22 protein-coding genes are annotated in these 23,153 nt (G+C 59.6%); 16 read left to right on the top strand and 6 right to left on the bottom strand.

Features of this window, described 5'->3' with window-relative positions:
* Nucleotides 1-43: 43 nt before the first annotated feature.
* The 4 genes from nadB to radC form a co-directional block, all read right to left on the bottom strand.
* Nucleotides 44-1,642: an L-aspartate oxidase gene (gene nadB, locus GH656_RS11155; protein ID WP_153075943.1), complete on the bottom strand. Its 1,599-nt coding sequence runs from the start codon at nt 1,640-1,642 to the stop codon at nt 44-46.
* A gap of 260 nt (nt 1,643-1,902) precedes the next feature.
* On the bottom strand, nt 1,903-2,070 hold the full coding sequence (rpmG, locus tag GH656_RS11150; RefSeq protein WP_006050116.1) for a 50S ribosomal protein L33: 168 nt from the start codon (nt 2,068-2,070) through the stop codon (nt 1,903-1,905).
* Between the two features lie 10 nt (nt 2,071-2,080).
* Nucleotides 2,081-2,317, bottom strand: coding sequence for a 50S ribosomal protein L28 (rpmB, locus tag GH656_RS11145; protein WP_153075942.1), 237 nt, complete (start codon nt 2,315-2,317; stop codon nt 2,081-2,083).
* Nucleotides 2,318-2,722: 405 nt separating this feature from the next.
* Entirely contained in the window at nt 2,723-3,445 is a 723-nt protein-coding gene (gene radC / locus GH656_RS11140; RefSeq protein ID WP_153076653.1) for a RadC family protein, read from the bottom strand.
* A gap of 248 nt (nt 3,446-3,693) precedes the next feature.
* Here radC and GH656_RS11135 point away from each other — a divergent pair, with 248 nt between their 5' ends.
* Both GH656_RS11135 and ispH read left to right on the top strand, forming a co-directional pair.
* Nucleotides 3,694-4,149 (top strand): FKBP-type peptidyl-prolyl cis-trans isomerase, encoded by a 456-nt coding sequence (locus GH656_RS11135; protein ID WP_153075940.1) that lies wholly within the window; start codon nt 3,694-3,696, stop codon nt 4,147-4,149.
* A 9-nt stretch (nt 4,150-4,158) separates the two neighbouring features.
* Nucleotides 4,159-5,121 (top strand): 4-hydroxy-3-methylbut-2-enyl diphosphate reductase, encoded by a 963-nt coding sequence (ispH, locus tag GH656_RS11130; protein WP_153075939.1) that lies wholly within the window; start codon nt 4,159-4,161, stop codon nt 5,119-5,121.
* A gap of 273 nt (nt 5,122-5,394) precedes the next feature.
* Here ispH and thiD read toward each other — a convergent pair whose 3' ends face one another.
* The gene (gene thiD, locus GH656_RS11125; RefSeq protein WP_153075937.1) at nt 5,395-6,258 is read right to left on the bottom strand and encodes a bifunctional hydroxymethylpyrimidine kinase/phosphomethylpyrimidine kinase; all 864 of its coding nucleotides are present in this window, start codon (nt 6,256-6,258) and stop codon (nt 5,395-5,397) included.
* Between the two features lie 239 nt (nt 6,259-6,497).
* On the opposite strand from thiD, the gene GH656_RS11120 reads away from it, so the two are divergent.
* The 8 genes from GH656_RS11120 (at nt 6,498) to GH656_RS11085 (ending at nt 13,504) form a co-directional block, all read left to right on the top strand.
* Complete coding sequence (locus GH656_RS11120; RefSeq protein WP_153075935.1) at nt 6,498-6,668, top strand: rubredoxin; 171 nt, start codon at nt 6,498-6,500, stop codon at nt 6,666-6,668.
* 242 nt (nt 6,669-6,910) lie between these two features.
* Nucleotides 6,911-8,368, top strand: coding sequence for a hypothetical protein (locus GH656_RS11115; RefSeq protein WP_153075934.1), 1,458 nt, complete (start codon nt 6,911-6,913; stop codon nt 8,366-8,368).
* A 240-nt stretch (nt 8,369-8,608) separates the two neighbouring features.
* Nucleotides 8,609-9,187: a YqgE/AlgH family protein gene (locus GH656_RS11110; protein WP_153075932.1), complete on the top strand. Its 579-nt coding sequence runs from the start codon at nt 8,609-8,611 to the stop codon at nt 9,185-9,187.
* On the top strand, nt 9,184-9,624 hold the full coding sequence (ruvX, locus tag GH656_RS11105) for a Holliday junction resolvase RuvX (RefSeq protein WP_153075931.1): 441 nt from the start codon (nt 9,184-9,186) through the stop codon (nt 9,622-9,624). Before GH656_RS11110 ends, ruvX begins: the two co-directional genes overlap by 4 nt.
* Nucleotides 9,611-10,117, top strand: a complete 507-nt coding sequence (gene pyrR, locus GH656_RS11100) for a bifunctional pyr operon transcriptional regulator/uracil phosphoribosyltransferase PyrR (RefSeq protein ID WP_153075930.1) — start codon at nt 9,611-9,613, stop codon at nt 10,115-10,117. The genes ruvX and pyrR overlap by 14 nt, the downstream gene beginning before the upstream one ends.
* A gap of 83 nt (nt 10,118-10,200) precedes the next feature.
* Entirely contained in the window at nt 10,201-11,223 is a 1,023-nt protein-coding gene (locus GH656_RS11095) for an aspartate carbamoyltransferase catalytic subunit (protein ID WP_153075929.1), read from the top strand.
* A 123-nt stretch (nt 11,224-11,346) separates the two neighbouring features.
* A complete protein-coding gene (locus tag GH656_RS11090) occupies nt 11,347-12,648 on the top strand; it encodes a dihydroorotase (RefSeq protein ID WP_153075928.1) in 1,302 nt (433 codons plus the stop codon).
* Nucleotides 12,649-12,679: 31 nt separating this feature from the next.
* Nucleotides 12,680-13,504, top strand: coding sequence for a lysophospholipid acyltransferase family protein (locus GH656_RS11085; protein WP_153075927.1), 825 nt, complete (start codon nt 12,680-12,682; stop codon nt 13,502-13,504).
* A gap of 45 nt (nt 13,505-13,549) precedes the next feature.
* On the opposite strand, the gene GH656_RS11080 is transcribed toward GH656_RS11085, so the two are convergent.
* Nucleotides 13,550-14,404, bottom strand: coding sequence for a symmetrical bis(5'-nucleosyl)-tetraphosphatase (locus tag GH656_RS11080; RefSeq protein ID WP_153075926.1), 855 nt, complete (start codon nt 14,402-14,404; stop codon nt 13,550-13,552).
* A 287-nt stretch (nt 14,405-14,691) separates the two neighbouring features.
* Between GH656_RS11080 and rfbB the strand changes: the two genes are divergently transcribed.
* From rfbB to GH656_RS11050, 6 genes are all read left to right on the top strand, one after another.
* A complete protein-coding gene (rfbB, locus tag GH656_RS11075; RefSeq protein ID WP_153075925.1) occupies nt 14,692-15,753 on the top strand; it encodes a dTDP-glucose 4,6-dehydratase in 1,062 nt (353 codons plus the stop codon).
* Nucleotides 15,754-15,762: 9 nt separating this feature from the next.
* Nucleotides 15,763-16,656 (top strand): glucose-1-phosphate thymidylyltransferase RfbA, encoded by an 894-nt coding sequence (gene rfbA / locus GH656_RS11070; RefSeq protein ID WP_153075924.1) that lies wholly within the window; start codon nt 15,763-15,765, stop codon nt 16,654-16,656.
* On the top strand, nt 16,641-17,192 hold the full coding sequence (gene rfbC / locus GH656_RS11065; protein WP_153075923.1) for a dTDP-4-dehydrorhamnose 3,5-epimerase: 552 nt from the start codon (nt 16,641-16,643) through the stop codon (nt 17,190-17,192). Before rfbA ends, rfbC begins: the two co-directional genes overlap by 16 nt.
* 8 nt (nt 17,193-17,200) lie before the next feature.
* Nucleotides 17,201-18,100, top strand: coding sequence for a dTDP-4-dehydrorhamnose reductase (rfbD, locus tag GH656_RS11060; protein ID WP_153075922.1), 900 nt, complete (start codon nt 17,201-17,203; stop codon nt 18,098-18,100).
* Nucleotides 18,082-18,993 (top strand): glycosyltransferase family 2 protein, encoded by a 912-nt coding sequence (locus GH656_RS11055; RefSeq protein ID WP_153075921.1) that lies wholly within the window; start codon nt 18,082-18,084, stop codon nt 18,991-18,993. The genes rfbD and GH656_RS11055 overlap by 19 nt, the downstream gene beginning before the upstream one ends.
* A 581-nt stretch (nt 18,994-19,574) precedes the next feature.
* Entirely contained in the window at nt 19,575-23,084 is a 3,510-nt protein-coding gene (locus GH656_RS11050; RefSeq protein ID WP_153075920.1) for a rhamnosyltransferase WsaF family glycosyltransferase, read from the top strand.
* The last annotated feature ends 69 nt before the right edge of the window (nt 23,085-23,153 follow it).

Below are 23,153 nucleotides of genomic sequence, written 5' to 3'. Positions count from 1 at the left end.
AGGCCACGAAGTCCGTGGTACGGCGCATAGGTGGCCTTGATTTTTATACGTTGCGATTGCGAATGTGTTCAGGTGCCAGCACCGTGGGCAGCGCTTTGGGCAGGGTTGCGGGCCAGTCGCGGCTGTAGTGAAGCCCGCGGCTTTCGCGCCGTGAACGTGCGCTATCGACGATCAGCGTGGCAACTTCGACTAGATTGCGCAGTTCGAGCAGATCTCGAGTCACCTTGAAGTTGGCGTAGTACTCATGGATTTCATCGCGTAACAGCATCAGACGGTGCTTGGCTCGTGCCAGCCGCTTGTCGGTACGGACAATGCCAACGTAATTCCACATCAGGCGACGTAGTTCGTCCCAGTTATGGGCGACGACCACCTCTTCATCCGGGTCCGATACACGGCTTTCATCCCAGTCCGGCAAGGGAGCATGCACGGCATGGCCAAAGCCTTCGTGCTCGATTGCCGCAGCCGCTGCCCGGCCCGTTACCAGACATTCGAGCAATGAATTGCTCGCTAGCCGGTTGGCGCCATGCAGGCCCGTGCATGAGGTTTCGCCCACGGCGTAGAGCCCTGCCAGATCAGTGCGGCCAGCGAGATCAGTGACGATTCCGCCGCAGGTGTAGTGCGCAGCAGGCACCACTGGGATCGCTTCTTTTGTGATGTCGATGCCGAACTCAAGGCAGCGCGCGAGGATGGTCGGAAAGTGCTCGTGCAAGAACGCGGCAGGCTGGTGGCTGATATCGAGGTACACGCAGTCGACTCCGCGTTTTTTAATCTCGAAGTCGATGGCCCGGGCGACGATATCGCGCGGAGCGAGCTCCGCACGTTCATCGTGCTGAGGCATAAAACGCGTGCCGTCGGGCAGTTTGAGAATGCCGCCTTCGCCACGTACTGCCTCTGATATCAGGAACGATTTGGCATACGGATGAAAAAGGCAGGTGGGATGGAACTGGATGAATTCCATATTGGACACGCGGCAGCCCGCGCGCCAGGCCATCGCTATGCCATCACCGGTGGCCGTGTCGGGGTTGGTGGTGTAGAGGTACACCTTGCCTGCGCCACCCGTGGCGAGAACCGTGTGCGGAGCTTCAATGGTGACGGTGCGGCTGGTCGAAAGATCAAGCGCATACAGGCCGTGACAACGCCGCCCCGGCAAGCCGAGGCGATCGGAGGTAATCAGGTCGATCGCGTAATGATCTTCTAGCAGCGTGATGTTCGGGTGGCGCCGCACGCGCTCACCCAGCGTGGCGACTACGGCATGACCGGTCGCATCGGCCGCGTGAATAATGCGCCGGTGGCTGTGGCCCCCTTCACGTGTCAGATGGAAGCCGAGTTCAGCCGCGTGGTCTTTAGTGAAAGGCACCCCTTGGCTGATGAGCCATTCGATGGCCTCTCGGCCGTGCTCAACAATGAAGCGGGTGCTGGCTTCGTCGCACAGTCCGCCTCCGGCGCTCAGGGTGTCGCGGACATGGTTTTCGATGCTGTCGCCTGAATCGAGCACAGCGGCAATGCCGCCCTGAGCCCAGTCGCTCGCGCCTTCAACTAACGGCCGCTTGGCCACGATGGCCACTCGCCGGGTTTGTGCGAGATTGAGCGCAACACTTAGGCCGGCAAGACCGCTGCCAACAATAGCGACATCGAAATTCATCTCCGGTAAGCTCCAGTCTCTTGTTTGTTGCCGCTGTAGGGCAGGCCTAAAACGAGACAGGATACGCGTCGTTAGCTGTCACGAACAGTCAGCCGGACGGCGTAGCGAGCAAAAAAAGCGGAGGGAGCAAAGGCTAATTGCGATGCGCGGGCTGCATCAAAAAGTCAGAAGGCAGCATAAAAAGGAAAAGACAAAGCAAAAGCCCCGCATGAAAAATGCGGGGCTTTTGCTTGTTCGAGCCTTTTCAGGCAGAAACCGGATTATTTAATCTTGGTTTCTTTGTAGTCAACGTGCTTGCGGACGACTGGATCAAATTTCTTGATCAGCATCTTTTCTGGCATGTTGCGTTTGTTTTTGGTCGTTGTGTAGAAGTGACCCGTGCCTGCAGTCGATTCCAGTTTGATCTTGTCGCGTGCGCCTTTTGCCATGATTTACTCCTTAGGCCGTTTTGCCGGACTTGCGCAATTTTTCGAGCACAGCATCAATGCCCAGCTTGTCGATCAGACGCATACCGCTGGTCGAAACCCGCAGACGCACGAAACGCTGCTGGCTTTCTACCCAGAAGCGGTGCCATTGCAGGTTCGGAAGAAACCGGCGTTTGGTTTTGTTGTTTGCGTGGGAAACGTTATTGCCGCTTTTCGGGCCTTTCCCAGTTACTTGGCATACGCGTGCCATCAGAGCACTCCTAATACGCTTAAATTCTGAGTTCGAATGCCGCGAAAAACGTGCCCGGAAGTTGGGTTGAACAGAAAAATGCCCGAGCGCTTCGAGCGCTCGTAAAGCCGCCCTACTAACGAAGACACGATGCAATTTCTGGATCGACCTACAACTTCCCGGAATATTTTTGTGACTTTTGAACCGGGTTGGAAACAGGAAAACGCGATTCTAGCAGGAAAAAAGCCGAAAAATCAAACGCTTTTTGCCTTGGCCCGTCAGATGGCTGCGCGGATAAGTGCGTGCGTAAGTGCGTGCGGCAGGCTGGGCATGGGCTGGTGGCGGACTGGATAGATTGATGCACGTTTGTGTGGTCTGCGAGTGTTTCTCGCGTTTGCGACGCACATTGGGCGCTGCCTGCGGGACTTAGCAGAACTCCTGCATTCCCCAGCCTGCCTCGGCAAATGAGTACGTATCCTGCGCGCCAATGACAAGGTGGTCGATCAGTTGCACGTCGATCAGCGCCAGTGTTTCGCGCAGCACTCGCGTCAGTTTATGGTCGTTGGCGCTGGGTTTGACTGCTCCGGACGGGTGGTTATGCGCGACGATCAGGCTTGCGGCGTTCAGTGAGAGCGCCCGGCGCACGATTTCGCGTGGATACACGGCCATTCTGGTGAGTGAGCCGCGTGCGACTTCTTCGCCATGAATCAGCCGGTGGCGCGCATCCAGAAACAGGCAGAAAAAAACCTCATGGGGGCGGCCGCCAATCTGCAGGCGCAAGTAGTCTGCGACCGTCTGCCGTGAGTCGAGCAGTGAGCCCTCGCGGAGTTTCTCGGTGAGGGCTCGCCGGGCGAGTTCAAGCACCGCGAGCATTTGCGCGGTTTTGGCGGGGCCAATGCCGTGCAGGCCGTCAAAATCGGCGGGCGTCGCGTGCAGCATGGCGCGCAGTGAGCGAAAACGCTCAAGTAAAGAGTGCGCCAGCTTGAACACGTTGTGGCCGGGCAAGCCTGAACCCAGCACCAGCGCGATTAACTCCGTATCCGTGACGGTCCCCGGTCCGGTGCTTAGCAAACGCTCCCGTGGCATGTCGCGCTGCGGCCAGACGTCGCTACGGTTCTTCGGCCGCTCAGACGCAAGCTGAGTGGCCATGGCGGGGGAAAGCGGGCAGATTTTGTGTCCCATAGTTGATTCTCCGTAGGATGGCTTGAGGGCGGACGGGCGAAACGAGACGAGACGGACCAGTACGCGCGATACACCCCAGCCAGCGGGAACTATGTGGCTTACAATGTCGCCTTCGTCTGGCGGCGGCAGTGGCCGCAGGCCCGCCACCCAAGCCGTTCATCCGTCAATACCCACCCGCAGCGCGCGCTTGCGTGTGCTGACCAAAGCCATACGCCATGAGCATCATCGACATTTCAGAAGTGAAACCTGGTTCGCATATCACGCTTCATTACCGGCTTTCGCTGGCTGATGGCACCGAGGTCATCAATACCTTTACCGAAAAGCCCGCTACGCTGCTGCTGGGTGCAGGCCAGCTGGCACCGCCGCTGGAAGATATTTTGCTGGGTCTGAAGGTGGGGCACCATTCAACCTTTCAGCTAGCGTCGGGGCAGGCGTTCGGGCCGCGTAATCCTGATCTGGTTCAGCGGGTGTCGCTGGCGACGCTGCGTGAAAACAGCATGATTGGCGAAGATTTCGCCCCGGGCGATCTGGTCGAATTCAATGCACCAGGAGGCGGGCGTTACGCCGGAGTGCTGAAGGAGGTGGGTGCAACCTCCGCGCTATTTGATTTCAATCATCCGCTTGCTGGCCAGGCGCTGGCATTCGAAGTGAAAATCATCGGAATTTTGTAAACAAACACTATGAGCATCATGGATACGACTCTCGCCGAAGCCGAAATTCTGCTGGCGCAGCCGCGTGGTTTTTGCGCTGGTGTCGACCGGGCGATCGAAATCGTTGAGCGGGCGATCAAGCTGCACGGCGCGCCGATCTACGTCCGGCACGAAATTGTGCATAACGCGTATGTGGTCGAGGACCTGCGCAAAAAAGGCGCGATCTTCATTGAGCTGCTCGATGAAGTGCCTGCTGGCAATACGGTGATTTTCAGCGCACATGGCGTGTCGCAGGCTGTGCGTGCAGAAGCGAAGGCGCGGGGCTTGAGGATCTATGACGCCACTTGCCCGCTGGTCACCAAAGTGCATATCGAAGTGGCCAAGATGCGTCAGGAAGGCTTCGACATCGTGATGATCGGCCACAAGGGTCATCCTGAGGTCGAGGGCACGATGGGGCAGGCGGGCGAAGGCATGTACCTCGTCGAAGATATTGCCGACGTCAACAAGCTGGTGCTGGCGGACCCCGAGCGGGTGGCGTTTGTCACGCAAACGACGTTATCGGTGGACGATGCCGCTGAAATCATCGCTGCGCTCAAAGCCCGTTTCCCGGCAATTCGTGAGCCGAAAAAGCAGGATATTTGTTACGCGACGCAAAACCGCCAGGATGCGGTGAAGTTCATGGCACCACAGTGCGACGTGGTGATCGTGGTTGGAAGTCCGAATAGTTCGAATTCAAACCGGCTGCGCGAGGTGGCTGAGAAGCGCGGGATTCCGTCTTATATGGTGGATTCGCCCGACCAGATTGATCCAGCATGGGTCGCGGGCAAGCGCAGGATTGGCGTGACGGCTGGGGCATCAGCGCCCGAGGTGCTGGCTCAGGCTGTGATCGGGCGTTTGCGTGAACTGGGGGTGCGCAATGTGCGGGCGCTTGAAGGCATCGAAGAAAATATTGCGTTTCCGTTGCCGCGCGGGCTGGGTTTGCCTGCTGAATAATCCGAATCCGGCACGGCGTAGCTGCCTGGGCCATGAAAAATTCTTATGGGTGTGGCTGATACGCCTCAAAGCCGGACAGCCTCAGGCCACGACGCTGAAAGAGCGGGGTTCTGTATCTCACAGAACCCCGCTCTTTTTATTTCCGCGCGGTACAAAAAAGAGCCCGGCGACCTATCCATCAGCGGTGAGATTTCAGGGCTCGTGTGGCTGCCATCAGAAGCTAGAGGCCAGAAGCCCGAGCCCAGGCGGCTAGCGCGGAGGGTGAAGCGTGGCTTAATGCCGGGCTTCGTCTGGCGGCGGGGTTTTGTTGGTTGCGGGGCGCGGCGCGTCGTCATCGTTGCTGCGAGCCCAGAAGAAGCGATCGGGCAGACAGGCGCCCATGCCTGGCCGGAACGCCGAACGGGTGGCGCGATACAGATATTCCTGGGCTTCGCGCACGGCTTCGACCGGTTCCTGGCCGTTGGCCAGCAAGGCTGCGATGGCTGATCCCAGCGTATCGGTGAGCCCCATGACGCGCTGGCCATCGCGCTCCCACGTGTCCTGGCGCAACTGGCCGTCGTCGCTATGCAGCGTGTTCACGAGCCGGTGTGTTCCCGCTTCCATCGACAAAATATATTCACAGCCATGCGCGAGTAAGTGGGCAATCGCGGCTTCCAGACTGGGTGCTTCGGCATCGCCATCCGGTTGTGCCAGCGCGAGCAGCGTGGTGTGGTCGGCGACCAGCAACGTGGTTTGCGGCACCAGCAGGTCTGCCATGGCTTCGCGTAATTCGTCAGCAGCCAGCACGTGTTCGTCATCAAGGGTGAAATCAGGCGCGAGAATCAATGGCACGTCGTCGTAATCGGCGACGACTTCAGCGATCGCGCTGACCACTTCAGCTCGTGTGGCGGCACCTACCTTGAACGCCGCGATGGGCATGTCTTCAAGCAGCATCCGGGCCTGGGCGGCAACCGCTTCGGGGTCGAGGCCGGTTACTTCGTCGCAGCTTGCCGAATCGCGCACGGTGTAACCAGTTAGCACGGTAACGCCGTGACAGCCCATGCTGGCCAGCGTCATCAGATCGGCTTGCACGCCACTGCCACCGGTGGGGTCGAAGAGACCGAAGGTGAGAACGATCGGAGGGGAGGCGCTTGGCATGAAAAATGATTGAAAGAAAATGAGAGGGGGAAATGGGGGTGCGTGTCGCGCACGGGGATGCGTGCAGCGTACGTAACTGGCTGGATTATGCGGCCTAAACCGTGACGCGGGCTTTTTTCCCTGTGCGAGGCTGGACGGGGCTAGCAGTATGGCTTGGCTAGGCACTAGCCCGGCAACACGGTACCATCACGGCTTCCGCTGGACGGGATCTCCCCCTGATTTTTCGACACGATACAAGAATGGAATACAAAAGCTGGATGTGCCTGATTTGCGGCTGGATTTACGAAGAAGAAGCCGGTTTGCCTGATGAGGGCATCGCGCCTGGCACGCGTTGGGAAGACGTGCCGATCAACTGGACTTGTCCGGAGTGCGGCGCGCGCAAGGAAGATTTTGAAATGGTCGAGATCTAACCGGACCCGGCCGGGTTGATGTTCTGGTGTCTTTGCTGGTGGGCGTGGGCGCATAGCCGCCGGATCGCGCCGGTAGCCGAGCCGGCATAGACATCGGTGCGGTGTGATGCACTTTATGCACTCTTTTCCGATACCAGCGCCGTGATTGCGCCTCCGGAGGTTGTTCTGGATGGCGCGCTTGGCTGCATGGCTGGTTGTCATTTCGCTGTGTTCTGGCTTGTTCACGTTTCTTGTGTGTACTCATGAGCCTCCAGCCTGCTGTTTCCAATATTCCCGCTATTCCCGCTACTTTGCCTGGTTCACGCGGCGGCTCGATTAATGCCGCGGAGCGTGCGCTGGCTGGCGCGGAGCATGCGCTGGCGCAGCGACGCGACCCCGATATGCTGCTGTCACGGGTGGCCGAGCTTTTGCGCGAAGCGGGCTGGCTGGCGGGTTGCCGTTTTGCCGAGGTTCTGGCGCAGGCTTCGCGGCTGGTGCCGCAAGCCGCCGTTTCTGGCGGAGCAGACAACGCACTGGCACTGGCGAGAGAGCAGGCGCTGAATGATTTTCGGGCGGTACTGGCGCGTCACAACTTGCATGAAATGACGTGCTCGCCGACGCTGTTTGCGCATTATTCGCGGCTGGGTGCGGCTTTGCCGCCCACGGCCGCTGGCGCGGGTTATCTGCTGGAAGATCTCGCGCTGGCAGGCCGTCCGGTGCCGCCAGCCACGCATCAGATGCAGCCGACCCATCGGCTGCTGCATCTGCGGGCGCATTATGAGCGGGCGCTATTGCCGGTTTTGCGTGCTACGCCTGTTGCTGGATCTGGCGCTGGCACTGCAAGCACGCGTCAGGCTGCGTGCGACATGCTCGACGCGTGTCTTGCCGATCTGCGTGGCGCTGATCCCTATGATTTCTGGCGCTTGGCGGTGTCGTGCTCGCAAGTGTTGCGGGCCAGTTCCGCGCCATCGCGGCACACCGATGCGCGGCGTTTTTACGCGCGCTGCAATCTGGCTTTGGCCGATTGCGCCCGGAGCAACTGGCGGCCGCCGCCCGCGCTGGTGCGAAGCATGCTGGCATTGATCTGGCGCGAATGCGCGTGGTCAGCGGCTGGCGCCCATGATCCGGCTCATCTTGAACTTTTGCTGGACTACGGCTTGGTGGCACCCGCTGTAGCGGCGGATTCCTCTGCTGCCACAGCAGTGCTTTGGGAACATGGCACCGACTTGCCCGCCTGGGCCTCGACGCCGCAGCCACGCGAGGCGGGTTCCACCCGTGAGCTGGGTGTCCTCACCGTGAATCTCCATGCGTATGAAGATTTTCTGCAAACCGCTGATGCGTCCATGGTGGCGCTAGCCGAACACACCCAGGCAGCGAGCGATGCCGCCCCGGTTCTTCCCAGCGCCGCTTTTCAGGCGAGTGTCGCCGCCACGCGCCTGGGCAATGCCGCAAGTGCGCTGGGGCTGGGCCATATCGGCTTGCTGGCGGATGCATTGGGGCTGGCATGGCGGATGCAGGCGCACGAAGCCGCCGGGGCAACGAAACGGCGGTCTCAACTGCAGCCCGGCGTGCTGGTATCTGAAACACGCGTGCTGGGTCAGGCGCTCGAAAAACTGCATGTGATGCTGCACAAAGTGGCGGCTGGCGTGGCCTCGCCTGATGGCGGAACGGCCTTTGCGGCGCTGGTGCGCTATCTGGAGCACGTGGAGCGGGCCGAGTAAGCGAGGGGCGGCCGGATCAAGATGCTCCAGCGCTCCAGCTGAAATCCGCATCAAGCTCGCCGGAATGCCGTCCGCAAGCGCTTCAGGCGCTGCTGCGCGCGGATGCTGGGACGCCCGCTGGGGGCGGCGCGCATGATAGAGTGCGGGCTAATCCAAATCACCACTGATGGGTCTGGCAAAACGCTTTCAGCGGCCACGCCGGGCCCATTGTCTTGCTCTGCCTTAGCTAGAATTCGAACCATGTCCACGAGTCCTGATCGCATCAACCTGACCAACCAGTTCTTGATCGCCATGCCGAACATGGCCGACCCCACTTTCTCGGGGACGGTGATCTATCTTTGCGATCACACCGAGCGTGGCGCGCTTGGCCTGGTGATCAATCGCCCTACCGATATTGATCTGCAAGCACTCTTCAGCCGGATTGATCTCAAGCTCGAAATTGAACCCCTGTTGCATGTCCCGGTGTATTTCGGCGGCCCGGTGCAAACCGAGCGCGGCTTTGTGCTGCACGATGCAGCCGGCGGGCATGCGTATACCTCGTCGATGCAAGTGCCGGGCGGGCTCGAAATGACCACCTCAAAAGACGTGCTCGAAGCCGTGGCCAGTGGCACTGGTCCCGAGCGCTTTTTGTTGACGCTGGGGCACGCGGGCTGGGGGGCGGGTCAGCTTGAAGATGAAATTTCAAAAAATGGCTGGCTCTCGGTCGAAGCTGATCCGAAGATCGTGTTCGACGTGCCTGCCGAAGAACGTTTTGAGGCCGCACTCGGGTTGCTCGGCATTTCATTGCCGATGCTCTCAGGCGAAGCAGGCCACGCATGATCCAGGCGGGCCGGCGTGAGGCGACGCTGCTGGCGTTCGACTATGGCGAAAAGCGTATCGGTGTGGCGGTCGGTAACTCGCTGACCAGAAGTGCGCGCCCGCTGGTGGTGGTGCAAAACCGGGGCCGTGACTATCGCTTCGAAGCGGTTGGCAAACTGATCGACGAATGGAAGCCCGATGCACTAGTGGTTGGTTTGCCATTGCATCCCGATGGCGCGCCGCATGCCATGACACAACTAGCCAAACGATTTGGCAATCAGCTCAATGGCCGCTTTAACTTGCCCGTGACATGGATCGACGAACGCTATTCGTCGGTCGAGGCGAAAGCGGAAATCCGCGCTGGCATGGGCCGCGCCGACATGCTCGATGCGCAGGCCGCCAGCATCATTCTTCAGCAATATCTAGACGGACTTTCCGACGATCATGAATTCCATTGACGCCGAAGCGCTGTATCGCGTGCTGCTCGAACAGATTCGCACCGCGCTGAACCAGACGCCTGGCGACGTTGCCCTGGTAGGTATCTATAGCGGTGGTGCATGGCTGGCCGAGCGGCTGGCGCACGACTTGCAGCGTCCTGCGTTTGGCGTCATCAACGTCGCGTTGCACCGCGACGATTACGCGAAAAAAGGCCTGCACGCGCAGGCAAGCCCCACGTCGTTGCCATTCGAGATTGAAAATCGCCACATCATCCTGGTGGACGATGTGCTGTCGACTGGCCGCACTGTCCGCGCGGCGCTCAACGAACTCTACGATTACGGCCGGCCGGCTTCGGTCGAACTGGCTGTGCTGGTTGACCGTGGTGGACGGGAATTGCCGGTTGCGGCGCGCTTTGCGGGCGGAGTGGTGGATTTGCCGGCTGGCACGACGCTCGTGCTGGCTCGCGGCGACGACCAGTGTTTTTCGTTTCACACCGAAGTCATCGAAGCCTGAGTTTTTTGCCCTTTCCCGGGCCGCAAGCCCCCAGGCGCATTGCGCAGCCTACGTTGAATCGTCACGTCTGAAGCAGGTACATCATGAACACCGTTACCCCGGGCCCATCGGGCAGCGCCGCACCAGTAGAGCGTTTTCGCTACGGCTTTCTGAAGGGGCATCCGCAGCTCACCAAAAATGGCGAGTTGAAACACCTGCTGTCGATCGAAGGCTTACCGCACGCGATCGTCAAACATATCCTCGATACCGCTGAACAATTCGTCAGCGTCACCGACCGCGAAGTGAAAAAAGTCCCGCTGTTGCGCGGCAAATCAGTTTTCAACCTCTTTTTTGAAAACTCGACGCGCACCCGCACCACGTTCGAGATCGCCGCGAAGCGGCTCTCAGCCGACGTCATCAATCTGAATATCAATGCGTCGTCCGCCAGCAAGGGTGAGTCGCTGCTCGATACGATCAACAATCTTTCCGCGATGCACGCCGATCTGTTCGTGGTGCGGCACGCATCGAGTGGCGCGCCTTATCTGATTGCCGAACACTGCGCACCGCATGTGCATGTCATCAATGCGGGCGACGGCCGTCATGCGCACCCCACCCAGGGGCTGCTCGACATGTACACCATCCGCCACTACAAGCGCGATTTCACCCAACTGCGGGTGGCGATTGTGGGCGACATCCTGCATTCGCGTGTGGCGCGCTCGGATATCCACGCGCTCACCACACTCGGCGTGCCGGAAGTGCGGGCGATTGGGCCACGCACCTTGCTGCCAGGCGGTATCGAGCAAATGGGGGTGCGGGTGTTTCATAACCTCGATGAGGGGCTCAAGGACGTCGACGTGATCATCATGCTGCGCTTGCAGAACGAACGGATGAGCGGTGCGTTGCTGCCCTCGGCGCAGGAGTATTTCAAAACCTGGGGCCTGACGCCTGAGCGCCTCGCGCTGGCCAAGCCCGATGCCATCGTGATGCATCCTGGGCCAATGAACCGGGGCGTCGAAATTGATTCGCAGGTGGCCGATGGCCCGCAGTCCGTGATCCTGAATCAGGTGACGTTCGGCATCGCTGTGCGCATGGCTGTGATGGGTATTGCCGCCAGCGCCAATGATTAATCAGATGTGAATTCGCAGGTTTGAATGCGTGCGGCAGGCAATGCGTTGCCTGCAGTGCGGTAGACAGGTAAGCCTGGCGGCGCGGTATGCGCCTGGCAGGCAAACGCAGAAAAAAGGCAGCGTATGAAGATTCATATCCAGGGCGGCACGCTGATCGACCCGGTAGCCGGTACCGAGCAGCAGCAAGACGTGTTCATTGCCGCAGGCAAAATCGTCGCGCTTGGCGCTGCGCCAGCGGGTTTTCTCGCGGCCAGAATCATCGACGCTCGAGGCCTGTCGATTGCGCCAGGCCTTGTTGACCTGTCCGCGCGTCTGCGCGAGCCGGGCTACGAGCACAAGGCCACGCTGGAATCCGAAATGGCGGCGGCACTCGCCGGTGGCGTGACCAGCCTCGTGTGTCCGCCCGATACCGATCCGGTACTCGATGAACCGGGGCTGGTGGAAATGCTGAAGTTTCGCGCGCGCAACCTGAACCAGGCGCATGTCTATCCGCTGGGCGCGCTGACGGTGGGCCTCAAAGGGCAAACCATCACTGAGATGGTTGAGTTGACCGAAGCGGGCTGCATGGGTTTTTCCCAGGCGGATGTGCCGGTGCTGGATACCCAGGTGCTGATGCGCGCGTTGCAATACGCGAGCACGTATGGCTACACCGTCTGGCTGCGCCCGCAAGACGCGTATCTGGCGCGCGGCGGGGTGGCCGCGAGCGGTGCGCTGGCGTCACGGCTGGGTTTGTCTGGCGTGCCGGTTTCAGCGGAAACCATCGCGCTGAACACAATCTTCGAGCTGGTGCGCGTCACGGGTGCGCGGGTGCATCTGTCGCATGTGTCATCGGCAGCGGGCGTGGTGCTGATGCGCGCAGCCAAAGCTGAAGGCCTGCCGGTGAGTTGCGATGTGACGGTGAATCACATTCATCTGATCGACGTGGATATTGGCTACTTCGATGCGCAGTTCCGGCTTGATCCGCCGTTGCGCGGCCAGCGCGACCGTGAAGCGATTCGTGCTGGGCTGGCCGACGGCACGATTGATGCGATTTGCTCCGATCACACGCCGGTTGACGATGATGAAAAATTGCTGCCCTTTGACGAAGCGACGCCCGGCGCGACCGGGCTGGAGTTGCTGCTGTCGCTCACGGTGAAATGGGCCGACGAGGCAGGCGTGCCGCTGGCGCAGGCCCTGAAGCGCGTGAGCGCCGCCGCCGCCGATGTGCTGAAACTACCTGCTGGGCGGATTGCCTGCGGTGCGGTGGCTGACCTGTGCCTCTTTAAGCGCGATGCGCACTGGCGGGTTGAACCGCGTGCGCTGAGAAGCCAGGGGCGCAATACCCCGTTTCTCGGTTACGAATTGCCAGCGCGGGTGAGCATGACGATTGTTTCGGGGCATGTCGCGTTTGAGCAGCGGCTTGAAGCGCCGCTTGAACAACATTAAGCCGCACGTGCCACACCTTAGTACTCAAAAGATGAAGCCCAGATGGCGCAAGGTGCGGCTCGTGCTCCATTTGCTGCGCGGTATGTGGCTGGTCGCAACGCGTTTTCCGCAGGCCTCCGATGCGCAGCGGCAAGCGATCAACCAGGCGTGGTCGCTGGGGGTGTTACGGCTGTGCGGCATGCGTCTGGTGGTGCATCACGATGCCGCCCGGCTCGATCATGGCGTGCTGATGGTGAGCAATCACGTGTCATGGCTCGATATCTGCGTGATTAATGCGTGGCGGCCGACACCGTTTGTCTCGAAGGCGGAGGTTCGCGCCTGGCCGATTGTTGGCTGGCTGGCACAGCAGGCGGGCACGGTGTTCATCCAGCGTGAAAAACGCCGCGACGCGCAACGCATCATGCACGACCTGGCCGCCCGGCTGACGGCGGGCGAGCGGATGTGCCTGTTTCCAGAAGGAACCACGTCGTCGGGCCACGCGCTGCTGCCGTTTCATGCGAATTTGCTGCAGGCGGCTGTTTCGGCATCTTGCCCGGTGCAGCCGGTCTGCCTGATGTATGAAGACGCCAATGGCAGGCAATCCACCGCGCCCGCTTATATCGGTGAGATGTCGCTCTCGACTTCGCTTGATGCGGTGCTGCGCGAGGGGCCGTTGACTGTGCATCTGCATATCGGTGAACCGCTTGAGGCGGGTGTCGACCGGCGTCAGCTTGCGGCGCGCGCCCAGGCGGCAGTCGGTGCTGCGCTCGGCAGTTTGCAGGCGCGTGCGGGGGAGGGGGCGCAGGATGACGCGGGGCAGTCGGCTAGCCCGAATGATGCTGTGCCGCCGGCGCTGCCACATGACTTGCTCGCCTAAGCGGGCGGGGGCCGGCCGGGCCGATGCGCTGCAAGAAGACTTAATTTAGGCGCTGTGTGCACGGCAGCCTGGACAGTCAACCTGAGTCAGTTGCCGTTCTGCGGGGACACGCGCCAGCCGCACCGCTGACAACTGATTGCCCCACACACAGCCTGAATCAAGCCCGATCAGATTGTCACGCAGGGTCAGCCCGAGTCCGGCCCAGTGGCCAAATACGACGGTGGTGCTGGCGGTTTTCCGCCCAGGCACGTCGAACCACGGGAAATAGCCCGGGGGGGCGGAGTCAAGCCCGCCGCTCGTGGTGAAATCCATCACGCCATCTGCATTGCAAAAACGCATCCGTGTCAGCGCGCTGCATGTCAGCCGCATGCGCTCGATGCCTTTTAGCTTGTCGCTCCACTGATTGGGCGTGTTGCCGTACAGGCCTGCCAGCGTCTCTTTCCAGTCTGGCGCACGCAATGCGCGTTGCAGTTCTTCGGCGAGCTCCAGCGTGAGTGCCACATCCCATTGCGGCAGCACGCCTGCATGCACCAGTAACAAGTTGTTGGCGTAATGCGCGATGGGCCGGTGCCGGACCCAGTGCAACAGCTCGGCGGCATCGGGCGCGGCCAGAATGTCGCTGATCGTGTCGCCCTTTTTCAGGCTTCGGATGCCTGCTGAAACTGACAGCAAATGCAAGTCGTGATTGCCAAGAACCACCACCGCGCGCTCACCGAAAGAGCGCAGAGCGCGCAACGTAGCGAGTGACTCCGGCCCGCGATTGACGATATCGCCTGCGAACCAGAGGGGCGTCTCGGCAGATGGCGCGGCTTTGGCGAGGAGTTGCTGGAACGGGGTGTGGCAGCCTTGCAGGTCACCGAAGGCGAGTGGGGCAGGGGTGAGGTGCGGGGGAGCAGTCATCGGGCGGCGGCCAAGGGCCAGGGGCAGGCAAGCCGCACATTCTAACGTGCTGTCTTGCGCGGTTCTCCGGCTAGCAGGTGCAGAGGCGCGATCTAGCCCGGTTTGTGTTTCTGGTTTTATCCGCTCCGGCTTTATAATCCCGGCTTCGTCAATATCACGCGTTTGCTCCCTGGTTTCCGGCTATTCAAGACGTTGCCGGGCGGGGCACAAGATCTGCGTTTCACCATTCAAAGTGACGGAAGGACCGCTCGGGACACCACTGTCACGCATTTCTAGAAGGGAATTCCATGATTCTGGTAACGGGCGGCGCTGGTTTTATCGGTGCCAATTTCGTACTTGACTGGTTGAATGCCTCCGACGAACCGGTTTTGAACGCCGACAAGCTGACCTACGCGGGCAACTTGAGAACCTTGAAGTCGCTGCAAGACGATCCCCGGCATATTTTTGTGCGCGCAGATATTTGCGACCGTGACACGCTTGATCGTCTGTTTGCTGAGCACAAGCCGCGCGCGGTGCTGCATTTTGCTGCCGAAAGCCATGTCGACCGCTCGATTCATGGCCCGGCAGATTTCGTGCAAACCAATGTGGTCGGCACGTTCACGCTGCTTGAGGCGGCCCGTAGTTACTGGAACACGCTGGGTGAAGCTGACAAGGCGGCGTTCCGCTTCTTGCACGTATCGACCGATGAAGTGTTCGGCTCGCTCAACGCCACCGACCCGCAGTTCTCGGAAACCACGCCATACGCGCCTAACAGCCCTTATTCGGCGACCAAGGCGGGCTCCGACCATCTCGTGCGCGCCTATCACCACACCTATGGCTTGCCGACACTGACGACCAACTGCTCGAATAACTACGGTCCGTACCAGTTCCCCGAAAAGCTGATTCCCCTGATGCTTGCCAATGCGCTCGCAGGCAAGCCGCTCCCGGTTTATGGCGATGGCCAGAACGTGCGCGACTGGCTGTATGTCGGGGACCACTGCAGTGCGATCCGCGAAGTGCTCGCGCGCGGCAAGCCGGGCGAAACCTACAACATCGGCGGCTGGAACGAGAAGAAAAATCTCGACGTGGTGCATACGCTGTGCGATCTGCTCGACCAGCGCCGGCCGAAGTCAGCCGGTTCTTACCGCGATCAGATTACCTATGTCACGGATCGCCCGGGCCATGACCGGCGCTACGCGATAGACGCACGCAAGCTGGAGCGCGAACTGGGCTGGAAGCCCGCCGAAACCTTTGAAACCGGTATGGCAAAAACGGTTCAGTGGTACCTCGACAACCAGGCGTGGGCTGACGAAGTGGCGTCGGGCGATTACCGCAAATGGGTTGAGACTAACTACGCGCAACGCGCATAAGGCACAGCTATGGCGCGCAAAGGCATTATTCTCGCGGGCGGATCCGGTACGCGGCTGTATCCGATCACCCATGTCGTATCGAAGCAGTTGCTGCCGGTGTACGACAAACCGATGATTTATTACCCGCTTGCTACGTTGATGGTGGCGGGCATTCGTGATGTCCTGATTATTTCGACGCCGCAGGATACGCCGCGCTTTGAGGCGATGCTCGGCGACGGCAGCCTCTGGGGCATGAATATCCAGTACGCGGTGCAGCCTTCGCCGGATGGCCTGGCCCAGGCTTTCGTGATTGGCCGCGAGTTTGTCGGCCACGATCCTTCCGCACTGATTCTTGGCGACAATATTTTTTATGGTCACGATCTGGTAAAGCAGCTTGAGCGTGCCGATCAGGTAGACCAGGGCGCGACGGTATTCGCTTATCACGTGCATGATCCGGAGCGCTACGGCGTAGTCGAATTTGATGCGCAATTCCGTGCGCTTTCAATCGAAGAAAAGCCTGCTCAGCCGCGCTCGAACTATGCGGTGACCGGGCTGTATTTCTACGACAACCAGGTGTGCGATATCGCGGCCGAAATCAAGCCGTCGCCACGCGGTGAATTTGAAATCACCGATATCAATTCCCGCTATCTGGCCAATGGCCTGCTCAATGTCGAGATCATGGGGCGCGGCTATGCGTGGCTGGATACGGGCACGCATGATTCGCTGATCGACGCCGCCACCTTTATCGCCACCTTGCAAAAGCGCCAGGGTCTGGTGGTGGCCTGTCCGGAAGAGATTGCATACCGGCAGCAGTGGATTGATGGCGAACAGCTTTTGCGGCTGGCGCAACCGCTGGCGAAAAATGCTTACGGGCAATATCTGCAAAACCTTCTTACGGACCAAGTCGCATGGCCATCCAAGTAACTGCTACCACGCTTCCTGAAGTCAAAATTATCGAACCGAAGGTTTTCGGTGATGCCCGAGGGTATTTCTACGAAAGCTTCAATGCGCGTGAGTTCTCCGCTCATGTGCAAGCCGGGGTCGAGTTTGTCCAGGATAACCACTCCCGTTCGGCGCGCGGTGTTTTGCGCGGGCTGCATTACCAGGTGGAACACGCTCAAGGCAAGCTGGTTCGTGTCGTTGAAGGCGAAGTATTCGATGTCGCTGTCGACATTCGCAAAAGCTCACCGAGTTTTGGCCGATGGGCCGGGGTCACCCTATCTGCAGCAAATCATCGCCAGCTTTGGGTGCCGCCAGGTTTCGCGCATGGCTTCGTGGTGTTGTCGGAGTCCGCGCAGTTTCTTTACAAGACCACTGATTACTGGTTTCCCGAGCACGAGCGCAGCCTGGTCTGGAACGATCCCGAGATTGGCATCGAATGGCCCATCGACTTCGAGCCGTTGCTGGCGGTCAAAGATGCGGCGGGCAAGCGTCTGTCTGAAGCTGACTGTTTTTCATGAGGCATTCGATGACGATGCGTGAACCCCGCACTATCTTGCTGACCGGCGTGGGTGGCCAGGTTGGTTTCGAACTGATGCGCAGTTTGCAAGGGCTCGGGAACGTGGTGGCGCTTGACCGGAGTCGCCTTGATTTGTCTGATCCAGACCAGATTCGCCGGGTCGTGCGCGAGCTCCAGCCCAGCCTGATCGTGAACCCTGCCGCGTACACCGCAGTCGATCAGGCCGAGAGCGATACCGCCGCCGCATTCCAGGTCAACGCTCACGCGCCAGGCGTGCTGGCGGAAGAGGCAAAGCGCCTTGGTGCTGCGCTGATTCATTACTCGACGGACTACGTATTTGATGGTTCTGGCACGGTGCCCTACACCGAGAACGATGCCGTTGCACCGCAGAACGTTTACGGCAAAAGCAAGCTGGCAGGCGAGCAGGCGATCCAGGCAGTGGGCGGCGCGCATCTGATTTTTCGCACGAGCTGGGTGTACGGTTTGCGCGGCAAGAATTTCCTGAAAACGATGCTTCGCCTTGGTGCCGAACGTGACGAACTCTGTGTCGTGATGGATCAACTGGGTGCGCCTACCTGGTCGCGCACGGTCGCGGTGCTGAGCGCGCATGTGCTGGCCCAGGCGGTAGGGCGCGGTGCGGCGTGGGATGAGTGGTGGCATGAGCATCACGGGATTTATCACCTGAATGCTTCGGGCTCAACGTCGTGGCACGGTTTCGCGGAAGCTATCTTTGAGATGTCTGGCATGACAAACAGGCCTCGCGTCAAAGCTATTGCTTCGGCTTCCTATCCGACACCGGCAGTCCGTCCCGCCAACTCCCGGTTGTCGAACGCCCGGCTGACCAGCCAGTTTGGCGTGCAGGCACCTGACTGGCGCGACGCGTTGCGCCTGTGCATGGCGGAGCGTTGAGCACCTCTCCGCGCGCGGGCGCGGTCGTCATTTTTTATCACCCGGATGCGGCTTGTATCGAGCGCGCCAACCGGCTGGCAGCGGCTATGCCTTGCATCGTGATCGACAACACGCCGCTCATGCTGGAGCAAGCTGAACTGGGCCTGTCTGCTGCTGTTACCTATGTCCCGAATGGTGCAAACCATGGCATTGCGACGGCAATCAACCAGGGCGTTGAGCGGCTGATTCAGGCTGGTTTCGAGAGCGCCATCGTGTTCGACCAGGATAGCGATCCACCGGCCATATTGCTGCAGGACTTGCCACAACTGATCCAGGCCGCGAACACAAAAGATGAGCGTGTCGCGCTCGCCGGACCTGCCTATAGCGACGCCCGTTTGCGCGGCGTGGCACCTTTTGTCCGCTTTGGCTGGGGCAAGCTGACGCGGATCGTCCCTGACGGCCGCGAGCCGATCGACGTTGATTTCCTGATTTCTTCTGGCTCGTGCATCAATCTGCGCTATTGGCGGGAGATTGGCCCGATGGACGACGCGCTATTCATCGACTTTGTTGATCTGGAATGGTGCGTGCGGGCCAAGGCGAAAGGTTTTCGGGTGCTGGGCGTGCCGTGGGTGAAGATGACTCATGAACTTGGCGGCGAACCCGTGCGAATTTTCGGTCGCGCTTATCCGATGCATGGGCCATTGCGCCACTATTACCAGTTCAGAAATGTGATTGCGCTGATAAAGCGTGCTTCGATGCCGCTTACCTGGAAGACGACGGAGCTAGTCAAATTACCGGTTCGCGTGGTGCTTTACTGTTTTTTTCCGGCACGCCGCAGCGAGCATCTGTTGATGGTGTGGCGCGGAGTGTGCGATGGCTGGCGCGGCCGGCTCGGTGCTTACCGGCCACGATGACGTGTGATGGAAGGACGGGTTGGCATTGGTGCTGGCCGCTGATTTATCACCCGTGGTTATTGATCGAGAGGTATTTCTGCTTGATTTGGCCCAGGTTATTGCATTCAGATTAATCCGCATGGCTAGCAGAAAATGCCTTGGCAGGATGTAGGTTTTTAACCCGGCATAGCGCCGTTTCAACGGGTCTGCGAGTGTGCGCCCAGCCGTGCCGAATGGGGTGCGTAAGGTATAATCCGCGTCGCTCTTGTCTGCGGCAACGTCAGGTAATGGTTGCCTTTTTGTAGCGGATTTCAGTTGTGTGGGCGATGTGGCTGGAGCGTTAGCCGACTCATGTGGACTATTGCCATGACGCCGTTTTTGCCTCTTGAGCGTCATGCCGCGGAGATCAAGGCTCATCAGAATAGCGTGAGACGCTTTAAATATTTTGCTGCTTTGATCAAGTGCGCCCCACATTTCACTCTCTTTAATATTTATTCTGAAGTATTAAAGTTTCTACTCCGCGAGAAAGCCTGATCGTTGACTGGCGTATAGCCGCCGGGTCTCTAAAACGAGCACGGAATTATGTACCGAGGAAATCGCAGATGAATCAATTTACCGGCGAACGCATCGTTTCTGACGCTGCCCATTGCGAGCCGACGTTCGCAGGAAAAATGTACCAGGAACACCTTGCCCGCTATGTGTTTGCTTCCCAGTGGACCGGCGGCAAAAGCGTGCTGGATGTTGGCTGTGGCGTGGGCTATGGTTCGCACTGGCTGGCTGAGGCGGGGGCGAAGCAAGTTGTCGCATTCGATCTTTCGGCTGAGGCCATTGCGCAGGCAAAAACGGTTTATGCACACCCCAACGTTCGCTTTGATGTGGCGGCAGCAGACAGCTTTCAGTTTGCTGAGCAATTCGATGTCGTCACGTGCTTTGAATTGATTCAGCATGTTGCTGAGCCCGCTGCCGTTATTCAGCGGATACACCGGGCGTTGAAAGACGATGGCGTTTTGCTGCTGTCAATGTCGCGCGCGCTTGAGCCAAAGCACAGCCAGTCCGATACCCCGGCATTCTCGCTCGACACGTTGCGCAAGCTGCTTGAGCAGCGCTTTCCCGAGGTTCAGTTTTTCTTCACCAACAATCATTTTTCGTCGCTCATCAGCGACCATCCGCCCCAGGTGCTGGAGCATGCGTTGCGCTTGAAAGAACCCTGTGAGCTGCAGCAGGCCAGTTATCTGATCGCGGTGGCGCTGAAGTCGTCTAGTGCCGGTTCCGTGCAAACCACCGCTCAAACCACCGCTCAATCCGGGGTATTGCCGAATAACGGGGCCTACGTGAAGCGGTTTGAACACGGGGTCGACGTTCTGAAAAAAATGCAGAGCGATTCACGTGCCGCATCAGGTGCGCGCCAGGATGATCTGCTGCCCCGTCCAGAGGTGTTCACTGCGTCGCTGGCCGAAGCGCACCAGAAATTGCTGGCGACGGATGAGCACATTCTGCAATTGAGCAAAAGCCTGGAGAAACTCGCCAGAGACTTGGGTAGCGAGCAGCAGCTGGTACCGCTTGCGCACAAGCGAGCAGTTGCATCGGGCTTTGCCGGGTCCGATATATCGACTCGGCTGCTGCTCCAGGAGTTGCAGGACTTGCGCCGTGAATTTGAATGGGAGCGAAGTGAAGCGGGTTATGTCGCGGATGTCCTGAAGCAGGTACAGGCATCGAGAAGCTGGAGGCTGACTGCGCCTTACCGGGCGGTAGGGCGTCGGTTTAAATATCCACTCCGCGTTGGCCGCCGGGCGCTGGAATATTGGCACCAGCATGGCACGCGGGCACTGCTGGGTGCGCTCAAGCGCCGGCTGGACGCTCGGGGGCATGCAGGCGGTAGTGGCCAGAGCGTCCAGTACGCGCAGACGCAACCTCTTGCCTCTTTGCTAACGAACCAGAAATTTGATGTCGTGATGGCGATTGGGTGCTGGGAAGGGGAATCGAAGCGCTATCGGGTCTATAACATCGCCGAAGGTTTGCGTGACCTGGGTTATCAGGTTCATGTGATGCCTTTTTCGGACCTCGCAGAAATCGCGCGCTGTAACGTTAAAAGCCGCGTGGTGGTGCTGTTTCGCGCACCGTTCGAGGCGCACGGTACGGATGAATTTCTGCGTTATGCCAACGTTCGCGGCATCAAGGTGGTGTTCGACGTTGATGATCTGGTGTTCGATCCGTCAATCATCGGCCAGATTGACGGCTTCCGTCTGCTGAGCCCCGCGGAGCAAGCGCAATACATCGAAGGCGTTCACCAGTACCGTGAACTATTGCTGCGCGCTGATCTTGTGACACTGCCGACCGACTATCTGCGTCAGCAGGTCGCGCTGCTGGGCAAGGAGGCAATGCTTATTCCGAACTCGTTGAACACGGAGCAGTTGCGCATTGCCGAAGAGCTGGCGCAGCAGGTTGTGACGCCGCGTGAGTGTGTCCGGATCGGATATTTCAGCGGCAGCCGGACGCACCAGAAAGACTTTGCTCAATGCGCGGATGCACTTTTTGCCACGATGGAAGCGCACCCGGAAACCGTGCTGCGCATCGTGGGTTACCTGGGACTCGAAGAGCGCTGGTCACAGTTTGGCAAGCGGATTGAGCGGTTCGATTTTCAGCCCTATCAGGTGATGCTGCAGGTGTTGCAAGAGGTGGATATCAACCTCGCGCCGCTCGATATCACCAGTCCGTTCTGTCATGGCAAGAGCGAGCTTAAATATTTCGAAGCCGGGTTGCTTGGGGTGCCGACCATCGCCAGCTCGACCGATACGTTTGAGCGGGCTATTGAGCATGGCGTCTCGGGCTACTGTGTCAGCACGCCAGCGCAGTGGCGCGAGAGCCTGGAGAGCCTCGTGACGTCGCCCGCGCTACGCGCCCAGATTGGACAGGAAGCTCACAAACGGGCGCTTGAGCAGTACTCCATTAATCAGGTCGCGCGGCAAGCGGCTCAGGTGTACGGCCTGTCCGAGCCCGAAACAAGCGGGATCAGCAAGGTGCCGTCTCCTGCGCTTTTGCCCGGGCGGTTACGTATTTCATGGGTGATTCCTGGGCTGATTATTGGCGGCGGCGGCCACCGGAATATCCTGCGTGCGGCGTATTTCCTGAGCCAGTTTGGGCACCAGATTACGCTGTACTTCGTAGGCACCGAGCAAGATCCGCATACGCTGAAAGAGCTGATTAACAAGCATTTTTATCCGCTCGACTGTCCGGTCTATCTGTTCAACGGCATGATTCATCCGGCCGATGTGGTGTTTGCGACGCACTGGTCAACGGTGAGCGCGGCCCTGAAAGGCCGCGACGTCGTGAAGGAAATCATGTATTTCGTGCAGGATTTCGAACCCGCTTTTGCACCGATGAGCACCGAATACGTGCTGGCGGAAAACACCTACCGGCTTGGCCTGTATCACATCACCTCCGGCCCATGGTGCGAGGTGCTGCTTAAGCGTGATTACGGTGCGCAGGCCGATCATTTCCGTTTTCCGGTTGACCGCGATGTCTACTATCCCCGGGCTCGCACCTATGCGCGCAAGAACGTGGTGTTCTTCGCCAAGCCCGAAATGCCTCGCCGCTGTTTTGAGCTCGGCGTGATGGCGCTAAGGGAATTTCACCGCTTGTGCCCCGAGGTCGAGATCATCATGTTCGGCTCAAAAAATGCGAGCAAGCAGAACTACGACTTCCCCATTACGTTCCGCGAAGTGCTGCCGACGCTTGATGATCTCGCGCAGATGTATTCGAACGGCGATGTGGGCGTGGCGTTTTCCACCACTAATCCAAGCCTGATTCCATACGAGATGATGGCGTGCGGTTTGCCGGTGGTCGATCTGGCGCGCGGCGATAACGAGGTGAACTACGGCGGCCGGCAGGACATCGCGCTGCTGGCGAATCCGTTGCCGGAAAAAATGGCGCTTGATCTGGCCGCGCTGCTCGCCAATCCGGATGAACTAGCCCGGCGTCGTGAAGCCGGGCTGGCGTTTGTTGGCCAGTTCCCTTCGGAAGAGGAAATGGCGCGCCGGATTGAAAGCCTGGTTCTGGCCCGTGTCGCACCTGAAGTCGTACCTGAGTCGTCGTCCCCAGCTGCTGCCGCATAACCACCGCGGTGGGCTGGGATAAAAGCGCGGGCAACGGGCCGTTGCCCGCGTAGTTATTTTCAATGTCAA

This window comes from Paraburkholderia bonniea, from assembly GCF_009455625.1.
Classification (GTDB): Bacteria; Pseudomonadota; Gammaproteobacteria; order Burkholderiales; family Burkholderiaceae; genus Paraburkholderia; species Paraburkholderia bonniea.
This window is presented reverse-complemented; position numbering and strand designations above follow the sequence as displayed.